General features: G+C 57.5%; 14 protein-coding genes and 3 tRNA genes. 7 read left to right on the forward strand and 10 right to left on the reverse strand.

Going from position 1 to position 12,885, the window contains the following annotated elements; all coding sequences use genetic code 11:
• Positions 1 to 96: 96 nt before the first annotated feature.
• The 4 genes from BLT69_RS03070 (at position 97) to BLT69_RS03085 (ending at position 1,974) form a co-directional block, all read left to right on the forward strand.
• Positions 97 to 168: transfer RNA gene (locus BLT69_RS03070), tRNA-Gln, on the forward strand.
• Between the two features lie 34 nt (positions 169 to 202).
• Positions 203 to 275, forward strand: a tRNA-Glu gene (locus BLT69_RS03075).
• Between the two features lie 23 nt (positions 276 to 298).
• Positions 299 to 371: transfer RNA gene (locus tag BLT69_RS03080), tRNA-Glu, on the forward strand.
• Between the two features lie 115 nt (positions 372 to 486).
• A complete protein-coding gene (locus BLT69_RS03085; RefSeq protein WP_092648374.1) occupies positions 487 to 1,974 on the forward strand; it encodes a DUF1846 domain-containing protein in 1,488 nt (495 codons plus the stop codon).
• Positions 1,975 to 2,119: 145 nt separating this feature from the next.
• Here the strand turns inward: BLT69_RS03085 and BLT69_RS03090 are convergent, their stop codons facing one another.
• The 10 genes from BLT69_RS03090 to BLT69_RS03135 all read right to left on the reverse strand — a co-directional run bounded on the left by BLT69_RS03090 (position 2,120) and on the right by BLT69_RS03135 (position 9,082).
• Positions 2,120 to 2,686, reverse strand: coding sequence for an Imm61 family immunity protein (locus BLT69_RS03090; protein WP_157886331.1), 567 nt, complete (start codon positions 2,684 to 2,686; stop codon positions 2,120 to 2,122).
• A gap of 5 nt (positions 2,687 to 2,691) precedes the next feature.
• Positions 2,692 to 3,264: an Imm61 family immunity protein gene (locus BLT69_RS03095; protein ID WP_157886332.1), complete on the reverse strand. Its 573-nt coding sequence runs from the start codon at positions 3,262 to 3,264 to the stop codon at positions 2,692 to 2,694.
• A gap of 5 nt (positions 3,265 to 3,269) precedes the next feature.
• Positions 3,270 to 3,743, reverse strand: a complete 474-nt coding sequence (locus tag BLT69_RS03100) for an Imm61 family immunity protein (protein ID WP_157886333.1) — start codon at positions 3,741 to 3,743, stop codon at positions 3,270 to 3,272.
• Between the two features lie 99 nt (positions 3,744 to 3,842).
• Complete coding sequence (locus BLT69_RS03105) at positions 3,843 to 4,316, reverse strand: Imm61 family immunity protein (RefSeq protein WP_157886334.1); 474 nt, start codon at positions 4,314 to 4,316, stop codon at positions 3,843 to 3,845.
• Between the two features lie 99 nt (positions 4,317 to 4,415).
• A complete protein-coding gene (locus BLT69_RS03110) occupies positions 4,416 to 4,967 on the reverse strand; it encodes an Imm61 family immunity protein (protein WP_092648379.1) in 552 nt (183 codons plus the stop codon).
• Positions 4,964 to 6,358, reverse strand: a complete 1,395-nt coding sequence (locus BLT69_RS03115) for a TNT domain-containing protein (protein WP_092648380.1) — start codon at positions 6,356 to 6,358, stop codon at positions 4,964 to 4,966. Before BLT69_RS03115 ends, BLT69_RS03110 begins: the two co-directional genes overlap by 4 nt.
• A complete protein-coding gene (locus tag BLT69_RS03120) occupies positions 6,351 to 6,689 on the reverse strand; it encodes a type VII secretion target (RefSeq protein WP_074026186.1) in 339 nt (112 codons plus the stop codon). The genes BLT69_RS03115 and BLT69_RS03120 overlap by 8 nt, the downstream gene beginning before the upstream one ends.
• Positions 6,686 to 7,027, reverse strand: a complete 342-nt coding sequence (locus tag BLT69_RS11245) for a YbaB/EbfC family nucleoid-associated protein (RefSeq protein ID WP_083314432.1) — start codon at positions 7,025 to 7,027, stop codon at positions 6,686 to 6,688. Before BLT69_RS11245 ends, BLT69_RS03120 begins: the two co-directional genes overlap by 4 nt.
• A gap of 174 nt (positions 7,028 to 7,201) precedes the next feature.
• Positions 7,202 to 8,341, reverse strand: a complete 1,140-nt coding sequence (locus BLT69_RS03130) for a glycosyltransferase family 4 protein (RefSeq protein WP_092648382.1) — start codon at positions 8,339 to 8,341, stop codon at positions 7,202 to 7,204.
• A 6-nt stretch (positions 8,342 to 8,347) separates the two neighbouring features.
• Positions 8,348 to 9,082 (reverse strand): IclR family transcriptional regulator, encoded by a 735-nt coding sequence (locus BLT69_RS03135; RefSeq protein ID WP_058236328.1) that lies wholly within the window; start codon positions 9,080 to 9,082, stop codon positions 8,348 to 8,350.
• A gap of 165 nt (positions 9,083 to 9,247) precedes the next feature.
• Between BLT69_RS03135 and leuC the strand changes: the two genes are divergently transcribed.
• From leuC to murA, 3 genes are all read left to right on the forward strand, one after another.
• Positions 9,248 to 10,660 (forward strand): 3-isopropylmalate dehydratase large subunit, encoded by a 1,413-nt coding sequence (leuC, locus tag BLT69_RS03140; RefSeq protein WP_070727041.1) that lies wholly within the window; start codon positions 9,248 to 9,250, stop codon positions 10,658 to 10,660.
• A gap of 110 nt (positions 10,661 to 10,770) precedes the next feature.
• On the forward strand, positions 10,771 to 11,421 hold the full coding sequence (gene leuD / locus BLT69_RS03145; protein ID WP_070727043.1) for a 3-isopropylmalate dehydratase small subunit: 651 nt from the start codon (positions 10,771 to 10,773) through the stop codon (positions 11,419 to 11,421).
• A 91-nt stretch (positions 11,422 to 11,512) separates the two neighbouring features.
• Complete coding sequence (gene murA / locus BLT69_RS03150; protein ID WP_092648383.1) at positions 11,513 to 12,838, forward strand: UDP-N-acetylglucosamine 1-carboxyvinyltransferase; 1,326 nt, start codon at positions 11,513 to 11,515, stop codon at positions 12,836 to 12,838.
• Positions 12,839 to 12,885 lie beyond the last annotated feature (47 nt).

Below are 12,885 nucleotides of genomic sequence, written 5' to 3' on the forward strand. Positions count from 1 at the left end.
TTCCACGTCCGTAGGATTTGTCAGGAGAGCCCGCGTCGGGTAGTGTTTTCTTTCGTTGCAGGCATAGTTTCAGTACTGTGAGTGCAACCAACGCCATGGGGTATGGTGTAATTGGCAGCACGAGTGATTCTGGTTCACTTAGTCTAGGTTCGAGTCCTGGTACCCCAGCGGATTCGGCCATTTTCTTGCCGTCCATTCACAGGCCCCCATCGTCTAGCGGCCCAGGACATCGCCCTCTCACGGCGGTAACATCGGTTCAAATCCGATTGGGGGTACAAGTGCGTCATAACTGAACAGAGCCCCTATCGTCTAGCGGCCTAGGACATCGCCCTCTCACGGCGGTAACATCGGTTCAAATCCGATTAGGGGTACGAAACGTTGGAGGACGGACCTGACAGCGGGTCCGTCCTTCCTCTTTTTCAGGGTCGCCGGGTGGCAATCCGCTTGTCGGCGGCTTGTCGGTGAAACACCCCCTTTGGAGGACTCATGGCCCGTAGTGGATTCGATCGCGAAAAATACATCACTTTACAGTCCGACCACATCGCCACTCGCAGGAAAGAAATAGGTGGCAAGCTTTACCTGGAAATGGGTGGCAAGCTTTTTGATGATCTGCACGCTTCGCGTGTCCTGCCCGGATTCACACCGGATAACAAGATCGCTATGTTGGAACAGCTCAAGGACGACCTGGAAATCCTCATCGTCTTGAACGCCAAAGACCTCCAGCGCAACAAGGTGCGCGCCGACCTGGGCATTTCCTACGAACAGGACGTATTGCGGTTGGTCGACGTGTTCCGCGAACGTGGGTTCCTGGTTGACAACATCGTGATGACGCAGATGGAAGATGACAACAAGTCGGCCAAGACGTTTAAACGCAAGCTGGAGAAACTGGGCTTGAAGGTGGCGCGTCACCGCGTTATCGAGGGATATCCAGCTGCTGTGCACACGGTGGTATCGGAAAAGGGTTTCGGGCGTAATGACTTTGTCGAAACCAGCCGCGACCTGATCGTCGTAACGGCCCCGGGGCCGGGATCGGGCAAGATGGCCACGTGCCTGTCGCAGATCTACCACGAATTTGCTCGAGGGAACAAGGCCGGATACGCAAAGTTTGAAACCTTCCCGATCTGGAACCTGCCACTGGACCATCCGGTGAACCTGGCCTATGAAGCGGCAACGGCTGACCTGGATGACGTCAACATGATTGACCCCTATCACCTGGCTGCCTACGGCAAACAGGCCGTTAACTACAACCGTGACGTGGAAGTCTTCCCGTTGTTGCGTCAACTGCTCGAAGAACTTGTCGGGGCGAGCCCCTACCAGTCGCCCACAGACATGGGTGTCAACATGGCTGGCTACTGCATCAGCGATGACGAGGTATGCCGCGAAGCTGCCAAACAGGAAGTGATCCGCCGTTACTTCAAGGCTCTGGTCGCTGAAAAGCGTGATGTCAAGGATCCAGTTGAATCTCAACGCATTGCCATTGTGATGAGCAAACTGGGCATCACGCGCCAGGACCGCCCGGTGGTGGTTCCCGCACTGGAGCTGGCCAGAAAGACGCATCTGCCGGCCAGTGCGCTGCAGCTCGATGACGGACGAATCATCACAGGTAAGACGTCGAAACTGCTGGGATGTTCGGCCGCGATGCTGCTGAACGCGTTGAAGGTGCTGGCGGGGATTGATAAGAAGATCGACCTGCTGGCGCCCTCCTCAATCGCGCCTATTCAGACTCTGAAGACTGAGCATCTGGGCAGTCGCAACCCGCGCCTGCACACAGATGAAGTGCTGATTGCGCTGTCCGTGTCGGCTGATACTGATCCGAACGCTGCGAAGGCGTTGGAGTATCTCAAACAGTTGCGCGGATGCCAGGTTCACACCACCACGATTCTGGGATCCGTGGATGAAGGAGTTTTCCGCAATCTCGACATTCAGGTCACCTCTGAGCCGGAGTACTGGCGCAAGAGTTTGTACCGCAAGTAAGAGGCTGTACATGGCGGCGGTTGCGTCAGCGCCGTCGCCGCCTCACCGCTGCAGTCATCCGCCTCGCCGCACGAGGCCAGCTAATCTGCTGAGCGGTCACCCCGATCGCCTTCCACGCTGCGGCGGGATCCGAAGACACCCGCTTCTAGTCTTCAATGAATCGGGTGAGCGCCGGGCGGCCGTCGGGGTCCAGGAAAGAGTCAAGAAGGTCCTGGACCGGGATGTCACAGATATAGGAGAAAAGCACCGTGTCTGAATAGTCGTTGATAAGATCGTCATCCATACGCATCGGCAGGACCTGGCCAGCTGGCGTCCTGAGAGTGTACGTGTACTTTTCTACCTCAACCAGTTCGTATCCGGGCCGCTGCTCGTAGGTATAACACGGAAAGTACAAGGACGCGTAGCCGCGCTGCGCCCAGCGGAATGATTCGCCCGCCTGGTAGATGAACCAGCGCGTCACCAGGTCAAGATCCGGGGAATAAAAAGTGAAGAAAATCTTCTCGTTTCGCGTACTTTCTCCGTATGCGAACTGCCCGTCCTCAAGCTGAGCCAAGTGGTAGATCGGATCCCCAGCATGACTGATACTGATCGAACGAGGATGGTGAATATTGCGCATAAAATGAACATCTGCACAATCCGCCAGCTTCGACAGCTCTTCGAAAAACGGCTCATCAAGACTCTTCAACGACACAGCCTTTACAACCTTCCTCACACACGTTATTCCTCGACAACGAATGCTTCGAGGGCTGGATGACCATCAGGATCCAGAAAAGAGTCAAGAAGATCCCGAACCGGAATATCACAGATATAAGAAAACAGCACAGTCTCTGAATAGTCATTGACGAGATCGTCATGCATACGAAAAGGCAAAACCCGACCAGCCGGCGTTCTCAGCGTATATCGGCGGGCTTCCAGCTCCACCAGTTCATATCCGGGGCGCTGCTCATAGGTGTAACACGGAAAGTACAAGGACGCGTAGCCGCGCTGCGCCCAGCGGAATGATTCGCCCGCCTGGTAGATGAACCAGCGCGTCACCAGGTCAAGATCCGGGGAAAAAAACGAAAAGAAAATCCTCTCATTCCGCGAGCTGCCTCCATACGCGAACTGCCCATCCTCAAGCTGAGCCACGTGGTAAATCGGATCCCCATTACTGTAACTGAGACTGACAGAGTTCGGATGAAACACATTACGCATAAAAAGAGCATTACGACATTCCGCCAGCAGCCTCAGCTCCTCGACAAACGGCTCATCAAGACTCATCAACGACACAGCATCTACAACCTTCCTCACACACGTTATTCCTCGACGATAAAGGCTTCCAAAGCCGGGCGACCATCAGGATCCAAAAAAGAGTCAAGAAGATCCCGAACCGGAATATCACAGATATAAGAAAACAGCACAGTCTCTGAATAGTCATTGACGATATCGTCATGCATACGGAAAGGCAGGACCTGGCCAGCTGGCGTCTTAAGAGCGTACGTGTACTTTTCTACCTCCACCAGTTCATATCCGGGCCGCTGCTCATAGGTATAACACGGAAAGTACAAGGACGCACAGTCAGCTCTTACGCGGAACGCCTCGCCTGCTTGGTAAATAAGCCAGCGAGTAGGCAGTTCAAGATCCGGGGAAAAGAACGTAAACTGGATACCCCCGCTTCGGGAGCTTTCCCCGTATGCGAACTGCCCATCCTCAAGCTGAGCCACGTGATAGACAGGGTCCTCGTCGTTGTAACTGAGGCTGACTGAATTCGGATGAAACACATTACGCATGAAAAGAGCGTCCGAACTCTCCGCCAGCGGCCTCAGCTCCTCGAAAAACGGCTCATCAAGACTCTTCAACGACACAGCCTCACACCACCCGCACACACGTTATTCCTCGACAACGAATGCTTCGAGGGCTGGACGCCCGTCGGGGTCCAGGAAAGAGTAAAGGAGATCCTGGACCGGGATGTCACAGATATAGGAGAAAAGCACTGTGTCTGAATAGTCGTTGATAAGATCGTCATCCATACGCATTGACAGGACCTGGCCAGCTGGCGTCTTAAGAGTGTACGTGTACTTTTCTACCTCAACCAGTTCGTATCCGGGCCGCTGCTCGTAGGTGTGACACGGAAAGTACAAGGACGCGTAGTCAGCTCTTACGCGGAACGCCTCGCCTGCCTGGTAGATGAACCAACGTGTCACCAGGTCAAGATCCGGGGAAAAAAAAGTGAAGAAAATCTTCTCGTTTCGCGAGCTTTCTCCGTATGCGAACTGCCCATCCTCAAGCTGAGCCACGTGATAGACCGGATCCCCGTTGTTGAAACTGAGGCTGACTGAATTCGGATGAAACACATTACGCATGAAAAGAGCGTCCGAACTCTCCGCCAGCGGCCTCAGCTCTTCGAAGAACGGCTCATCAAGACTCATCAACGACACAGCCTCACACCACCCTCACACCCGCTATTCCTCGACAACGAATGCTTCGAGGGCTGGATGACCATCAGGATCCAGAAAAGAGTCAAGAAGATCCCGGACCGGAATATCACAGATATAAGAAAACAGCACAGTCTCTGAATAGTCATTGACGATATAGTCATGCATACGGAAAGGCAGGACCTGGCCAGCTGGCGTCTTAAGAGCGTACGTGTACTTTTCTACCTCAACCAGTTCATATCCGGGCCGCTGCTCGTAGGTGTAACACGGAAAGTACAAGGACGCGTAGCCGCGCTGCGCCCAGCGGAATGATTCGCCCGCCTGATAAATGAACCAGCGTGTCACCAGGTCAAGATCCGGGGAAAAAAACGTAAATTGAATATCCCCGTTTCGCGAGCTCCCTCCATATGCGAACTGCCCATCCTCAAGCTGAGCCAAGTGGTAAATCGGATCACCAGCATGACTGATACTGATCGAACGAGGATGGTGAATATTGCGCATAAAAAGAGCATTACGACATTCCGCCAGCAGCCTCAGCTCCTCGAAAAACGGCTCGTCAAGACTCGTGAGTGGCATCATTTCAAAATCCCTAGTGTGATCATTTGTTTGACCGTTAGTTCTATGCCCTTTGGGTCGAAGACTTGTATCTGTGTTCCGCCGCCAGAATAGCCGAACCCGGGTGCAACCTTACTCACTTCAAACGTACAGCCCTCAGGCAAACTGGATACCGTATAGGAGTAGTGAGGCTCTGCGAGCGATTTGTGTGGTAGTGCGCGACTTTCAAATGAGACAGGCACACCGCCAGGCGCCACAGCCAGCCATCTTCCTCTTGGTTCGCCGATGCGGTCAACGCTGGTGCCGTATGCGGCTGTGAATTCATCGAGTCCCATGCGTACCTTAGTGCCCGGCACATACGGTGGATCAGGATACAGCTCATCGCCTGTTACTGGATCAACAAACTCGTGTGTCCACTCATTTTCAGTGTACGGAGTGTGGTCAGGTCTCCTGCCCCACTCAGCATCCGTATCTTTCAGGAGCGGATCCGAATGCTCCAAGTCTATGTTGTATTGGTCAAACTCCTGTTTGGTTCGCGGGAGTTCACTCGCACGGGTGTGCGGTTCAGGGACGGGCGGACCCGTGGTGGGATGCGCGCCCTTCGGTGAGTGCACCGAAGACACGTCCAGGCCTTTTGTATTCACTGGGGCGTCTGCGCCTTTGCGGAGGAGCCTGTTGAGGGTGTCAGAGAACTTCCTGAACAACTCGGTGAGCTTGCCGAGCAGCCCCTTGAGATTCCTGACTGAATCAATGACCTTGTGAACAGTTGTGCTGATCCTGGATGTCATCGTGGCAACACTGGTGGATATTTGCGCCGCGATAGCGGGAATACCCAGCCCAGCGGTGGCAACCGCTTCGATAATGGCGGATGCGAACTTGCCGATGATTTCAGATAGAGCATCACGCACCAGGTCGTGAACAATCTGAACAAGCGTGGCAGCGACGTTAAGAGCCTGCCCCATCGCGCTGGCCCACTTGCCTGCCTGCTCAATCAGCTTACCCAGGTCGGCTTCCAAGACGGTGATCGCGCTGATGGTTTGCCCGCTCATAGATGACAGGTCAGAGCGCGTATACCCGGCCAACTGCTGGGAGCACGCGGACAGCTGAGTGTTAATGTTGCCCCACGTCTGAGCATAGGCCGCAACCTGATCCGCATCACCAGTGAACTCATCGAGCCACTGATCCAAAGGGTGAACATGCTCAAGCACCCATCCGGCACCCATCGCGATCAGCGAACCGATCGGGTCAGCGATAAAACTGGCCGCATCACCTACAGCAGCGAACGCAGCCATACCGCCACTGACCCAGCTGCCTGAATTGAACGCGCCAACCAGCTGCTCGCCGTCTTCAAGAAGAAACGTGCCGGCAAGCGGGCTGGTCGAGTCCTGACGCTGCGCCACCAAAGGATTAGCCACGCCGACCTCGCTTCCCCCACACGCTCACCTCATTGTTGAAGGAGCGTGCCAGCTCGTCTTCGTGAGCAGTAAAATCCTCCACAGCAATACCCAGCTGACTGCACAGCCGGTCCAACGCGCTCGACGCGCTTGACAGCGCGTCACGCGCCTGACCTTCCACCAGCGACAGGGGCGGGACCAAAAAAGGCGAACACAACACGCCGAACGCGCCATCACCCACACCGACCTGAACGGACGCATCACGGGCCATCTGAATTCCCTGCCCCACGTGAGCGACATGACACCGGTGCTCATCAAGCTGGTCAGTGTTAATACGCAGATCGCCCGTCATTGGTCCGCAAGCTTTCGCACGGTCGGCGAATCAGCACCGAAGATCTCTGAGGCCACAGCAACCATCTGGGTGCGCACATCGCTCAACGCTGCCCTGTACGCCTCCATCACGCTGGACGTCAACTGGCTTTTCGACAAGGTCGACACCTGGGCGGCGAACTCAATCCTGTCAAGATGACCACTGTGATCCACATGCACCGTGACAATACGATCACGGCTCGAACCACTCCCACACGTATCCTCAGCCCGGCGCTGAAAACTCACCGCCGCTTGGGCATGACGCTCAGCGCCCGCCACCTGACAGTCAACCGCATCATGCGCCCCATCAAATTCATCCACACAACGTAATATAAGGGTTGGAGTATCCCGTGTCTATACTCGGCGTCCACTTCATCCGCGCGAATGAGGCCCCGCCAGTTCCGCGACCGCGAAACAGTGCAGAGCTATCGGGTATTACGCGGTAACGGGTCCCCGGTTTTGTAAAAACTGCTGGCAGAGGAAAGCGGAGGAAAGTTAAGGAACGTGTGGGCAATGCGTTTTGATGCGTATTGAGAAAGCATCCTCGTACAGGGCGGCGACGGTGTCGGCCCCCTTGTCCCATGTCAGCTGCGTCGGCTGAGATGCAGCTGCATGCTGCAGTCCAGCCAACTTGTGTGGCTGGACTGCCAGGTCGAACAGTGCGCGTGCGATATCACCATCGCTCCCAGCCATCACGCCATCCACACCGTCGGTGCAAAAGTCAGCGATTCCGTTTCCGCTGCGGTAAATAACCGGCAGGCCGCTGGCGTGAGCTTCCAACGCCGCAATGCCAAACGCTTCGTGGATAACAGGGGAGACGAACACGTCAGCCTCGCGGTACGCATCGGCCAGCTCGTGAGCGGTTTTGCGTCCGCACCAGTGAATAAAACCGGAACCTACCGTGCATCGTTCCAGGGATGAGCGCATCGGCCCGTCACCATACACGTTCAGCTCAATGTCAGCTCCACGACTGCGAGCAGCCCGCACGCATTCGACCAGCTGCGTGATGCGTTTGCGTGGTGCCAACCGCGTGGCTGTGACTGCGCGCAGAGGAGCGGATGGGGAGGTTCGCGATGCCTGGAATTCGCGTGTACTGTTCCACGGGTCAGTGTCGATGAAATTCGGCAGAACCCGCACCGATACAGGCCCGCGCGCGCAGCGTTCAACGGCCCGAGCTGCGCTGCTCGACACGGCGCTCAGAACAATGCCGGCACGCTGCCAGTCATCCAGCGGATTCGCCCACCCGTACCACAGGCGCTGATCGTCAAGCATGCAGTGCCACGTCACCACGCAGGCGATCTCATGGCGCGCGCAGATATTCGTTGCCATCCGCGCGAAAGGCGAAACCACGCCGGTGTGGATGTGTACCACGTCGAAAGTAGGAAGAGCGCGCGTGAGAGTCGCCCTCGCCAATGGGTTAATGGGAATGTCCCACGGTAGGCGCATCGTGAGGCGGCGAACGCGTACCCCGTCCTCAACTGACGTGTGATCGCCGCGTTCAGATCCAAGTGGTGTGGCAGTGATGACGGTGACGTCGTGCCCGGCAGCAGTGAGCGCTCGAGCCAAGCCCGCCACCTGCGTTTCGATCCCGCCCAGTCGCGGTGGGTAGCAGTCAGAAACGAGGGCGACTTTCACAGCGCCCTACAGTTCCATTTCCTCAACTGAACGCAGGTACTCGGACAGGCGGTTGGCAGCAGCAACCACTGACGGACCGTGCTGACGACCAGGCTGGCGTCCCATGCGTTCAATCGGGCCGGACACGGAGATCGCGGCGAGCACGCGCCCAGATGGTCCACGCACCGGAGCGGACACCGACGCGACGCCGGCTTCGCGCTCACCTACAGATTGTGCCCACCCGCGGCGACGCACCTGTGCCAGCATCGTCGCGCTGAAGGAGGCGTTGTACAGGCCGCGGTGCATGCGGTCCGGCTCTTCCCAGGCCAACAGAACGTGGGCGGCGGATCCGGCTTTCATGGACAGTGTTGCGCCGACAGGAATGGAATCGCGCAGACCCATCGGCGGTTCGCTCGCTGCCACACACACGCGTGATTCGCCCTGGCGGCGATACAGCTGCGTGGATTCTTTGGTGTGATCGCGCAGTGCAATCAAAACGGGCATAGCGGCTGACAGCAGACGATCCTCGCCCGCTTGTGAGGCCAGTTCTTTCAGGCGCGGCCCCAGGACGAATCGACCCTGCATGTCGCGGGCCACGATACGGTGAAATTCGAGAGCTACAGCCAGGCGGTGGGCAGTGGGCCGCGCCAGGCCAGTGGCGGCGACGAGATGGGCAAGAGTGGCAGGGCCTGCCTCGAGTGTGTCAAGAACCAGCGTCGCCTTGTCGAGAACCCCGACGCCTGATGAAGATGCGTCGTCCATATAGTGATCCTCTCATCTCAAGTCCTGAGATTCAAAATCTGCAGACACGTGTTGTGTCTAACCATAGACACTGTCGACGTATTTATGCACCCAGTTCGACGGCGGTGCTGAAAATTCGCTGAATCAGAGGGAACTGACGGTGATGACACGCGTGAAGGAGGAATCATGAGCGGCACATTGGCTGAAAAAGTGTGGGCAGACCATGTTGTGACGAAAGGCGAGAACGGTGCCCCGGACCTTCTTTACATCGACCTGCAGCTGTGCCACGAAGTCACCAGCCCTCAGGCATTCGAAGGGCTGCGCCTGGCCGGGCGCAAGGTTCGCCACCCTGAATTGACCATCGCGACAGAGGACCACAACACTCCGACAGTCAACATTGACCTGCCGATCGCAGACCTTACCTCGCGCACTCAGATCAACACGCTGCGAGCCAACGCCGAAGAATTCGGCATTCGCCTGCATTCACTGGGAGATTCGGACCAGGGAATCGTGCACGTGGTCGGCCCGCAGCTGGGTCTGACTCAACCGGGTATGACAATCGTGTGCGGCGATTCGCACACGTCCACACACGGTGCATTCGGCGCCCTCGCATTTGGCATCGGAACCTCTGAAGTCGAGCATGTCCTGGCTACCCAGACACTACCGCTGGCCCCTTTCAAGACAATGGCGATCACGATCAACGGCACGCTGTCACCGAGTGTGACAGCCAAGGACATTATCCTCGCGATCATCGCGAAGATCGGCACAGGTGGCGGGCAGGGATACGTCCTCGAATACCGAGGCGAAGCCATTCGCGCACTGTCAATGGAAGGCCGCATGACCATATGCAACATGTCCATTGAGGCCGGTGCGCGCGCCGGAATGATTGCTCCCGACCAGACCACATTCGACTATCTGAAGGGTCGCCCCCACGCGCCCGAGGGTGAGCAATGGGACGAGGCTGTGGAATATTGGTCCACACTGTATTCAGATGACGACGCAGTATTTGACGCCGAAGTGGTGCTGGAAGCTGAAGAGATCGAACCATTCGTCACATGGGGAACGAACCCCGGTCAGGGCGTCCCGCTGTCAGCAAGCGTGCCCGATCCGGAGAACATGGGTGACGCAGCCAGGCGGCATGCAGCTGAACGAGCCCTCGAATACATGGATCTGCGTGCAGGAACACCAATGCGGCAGATCCCCATCGACACTGTTTTCCTGGGATCATGCACCAACGGACGTATTGAAGACCTACGGGCTGCGGCGAAGATTATCAACGGGCGCCACAAAGCTGACGGCCTGCGAATGCTCGTCGTCCCAGGATCAGCGCGCGTGCGACTGCAGGCTGAAGATGAAGGCCTGGACAAGATCTTCAAGGACTTTGGAGCCGAGTGGCGAAACGCCGGATGCTCGATGTGCCTGGGGATGAATCCCGATCAACTGTCGGTTGGTGAACGCTCCGCCTCCACATCGAACCGCAATTTTGAAGGACGCCAGGGCAAAGGTGGACGCACCCACCTCGTCTCGCCACTGGTGGCAGCGGCGACTGCCGTGCGCGGAACACTGTCCAGCCCGGACGATCTGGAACCGCAGGCCTGACCGGAACGACGCGCGCACCGCCCTTACGCGCAGCGCACGAGCCCCGGGCAGATGGCAGCCTACGTACCGGACCAGCAATCGTAGAAAAACACTTGTGGAAGAAGAGTGAGATGGAAAAATTCACCACCGTCAGTGGCGTGGGCGTGCCGCTCGAACGATCGAATGTTGACACCGACCAGATTATTCCGGCCGTCTACCTCAAGCGCGTTGCCCGCACGGGCTTCGAGGACGCATTGTTCTCAGCGTGGCGCTCAGACCCGAACTTCGTGTTGAACAACCCGGCCTACGAACACGGGACGATCCTGGTGGCAGGCCCTGATTTTGGCACCGGCTCTTCGCGTGAGCATGCGGTGTGGGCGCTCAAAGATTACGGGTTCCGAGTCGTTCTGGCCCCCTCGTTCGCGGACATCTTCAGAGGAAACGCGGGCAAACAGGGATTGCTGGCCGGGCAGATCAGCGAAGGCGACTGCCAGCAACTGTGGAAGCTTCTACGCAACGAACCAGGCGTCATGATGACCGTGTCACTGGAGAACCGCACCGTGACATGCGGCTCGTTCACCTGCACGTTCGACATCGACGATTACACGGCGTGGCGTCTGCAAGAAGGCCTGGACGACATTTCATTGACGTTGCGCAACGAAGATGCCATCAAAGCGTACGAGGCGCGCCGCCCCTCTTTCAAGCCGCGCACCCTGCCGGTGCGGACCCTGCCGAAGGAAACAGTCGTGTCGGCTCGCCCCAGCGACGAGCAGGAGCAGTGAGAGATTCCTAGCAGTGCGCTCCCTGAGACTCCGTTGCGCACTCGACTGTCATAGAGTGAGACAATACGGATTCTTCCACGAGGAGCTTCAGATGACGTCGATACTTGAAGTTGAAGGGGGACACCCGCTCACGGGCAGCATTACCGTGCGAGGGGCAAAGAACTTTGTTCCTAAGGCCATGGTTGCAGCCCTCCTTGCGACCACGCCCTCTGAGCTGTACAACGTTCCGCTGATCCGTGACGTGGATGTGGTGTCGAATCTTATGCGCCTGCATGGCGCGCACGTCGACTTCGACCAGGACCGCGGCGTCATGAGAATTGACCCCTCGAACGTTGAAGTGGCTCAACGCTCTGACATCGATGCTCTGGGCGGATCCTCACGCATCCCGATCCTGTTTTGCGGCCCGCTGCTGCACCGCATGGGTGAAGCGTTCATCCCACAGCTGGGAGGATGCAACATTGGGGGACGCCCCATCGATTTTCACCTGCAGATCCTGCGCCAGTTCGGTGCGATTGTCGACAAACGATCCGACGGCATCCATATGTCACGGCCAGCCGAAGGGCTGCGCGGAACAGTCGTGGACCTGCCGTTCCCATCAGTGGGAGCCACCGAGCAGACACTGCTGACCGCGGTTCGTGCTGAAGGCGTCACGATCCTGCGCGGCGCGGCCGTTGAACCGGAAATCATGGATCTGATCAACGTGCTGCAGAAAATGGGCGCGATCATCTCACCGGATACCGACCGTTCCATCCGTATTGAAGGTGTCAAGGAACTGGTTGGATATCGGCACACCTCGCTGCCCGACCGCATTGAAGCAGCATCGTGGGGCGCGGCAGCACTGGCAACCGGCGGCGATGTGTACGTCCAGGGTGCGCGCCAACCCGACATGCTCACATTCCTCAACACCTTCAGGAAGGTCGGCGGCGCCTTCGACATCGAGAAGGAGGGTATCCGCTTCTATCATCCTGGTGGTTCTCTGCATTCGATCGCGCTGGAAACGGCTGTCCATCCCGGGTTCATGACGGACTGGCAACAGCCACTGGTTGTCGCCCTGACGCAGGCCGACGGGCTGTCCATCGTCCATGAGACGGTGTACGAAAACCGCTTCGGGTTCACTCAGGCGCTGCGCCAGATGAAGGCGAATATTCAGGTGTATCGAGAGTGCCTGGGTGGGACTCCCTGCCGTTTTGGTCAGCGTAACTTCTACCATTCCGCAGTGATTTCGGGACCGACGCCGCTGCAGGCAGCTGACATCACCGTACCTGACCTGCGTGGCGGTTTCTCCCACCTCATCGCAGCATTGGCTGCGACGGGAACGTCCCACGTGGCCGGCATCGACGTGATCTCGCGCGGATATGAGCATTTCCTGACCAAACTGCGCCAGCTGGACGCCCGCGTCCAGTACGTTGACGACTGAAGCGACTCCTCGGCAGTGCCCAAGAACCAAGCGGCACCGACAGCTCG

It is taken from the genome of Schaalia radingae, assembly GCF_900106055.1.
In the GTDB taxonomy this organism is placed as follows: Bacteria; Actinomycetota; Actinomycetes; order Actinomycetales; family Actinomycetaceae; genus Pauljensenia; species Pauljensenia radingae_A.

Coding starts and splice junctions, on each gene's coding strand:
- BLT69_RS03100 (WP_157886333.1), bottom strand. CDS start 3,743: ATGCGTAATGTGTTTCATCCGAATTCAGTCAGCCTCAGTTACAACGAC.
- BLT69_RS03105 (WP_157886334.1), bottom strand. CDS start 4,316: ATGCGTAATGTGTTTCATCCGAATTCAGTCAGCCTCAGTTTCAACAAC.
- BLT69_RS03085 (WP_092648374.1), top strand. CDS start 487: ATGGCCCGTAGTGGATTCGATCGCGAAAAATACATCACTTTACAGTCC.
- BLT69_RS03135 (WP_058236328.1), bottom strand. CDS start 9,082: ATGGACGACGCATCTTCATCAGGCGTCGGGGTTCTCGACAAGGCGACG.
- leuC (WP_070727041.1), top strand. CDS start 9,248: ATGAGCGGCACATTGGCTGAAAAAGTGTGGGCAGACCATGTTGTGACG.
- leuD (WP_070727043.1), top strand. CDS start 10,771: ATGGAAAAATTCACCACCGTCAGTGGCGTGGGCGTGCCGCTCGAACGA.
- BLT69_RS03110 (WP_092648379.1), bottom strand. CDS start 4,967: ATGATGCCACTCACGAGTCTTGACGAGCCGTTTTTCGAGGAGCTGAGG.
- murA (WP_092648383.1), top strand. CDS start 11,513: ATGACGTCGATACTTGAAGTTGAAGGGGGACACCCGCTCACGGGCAGC.
- BLT69_RS03120 (WP_074026186.1), bottom strand. CDS start 6,689: ATGACGGGCGATCTGCGTATTAACACTGACCAGCTTGATGAGCACCGG.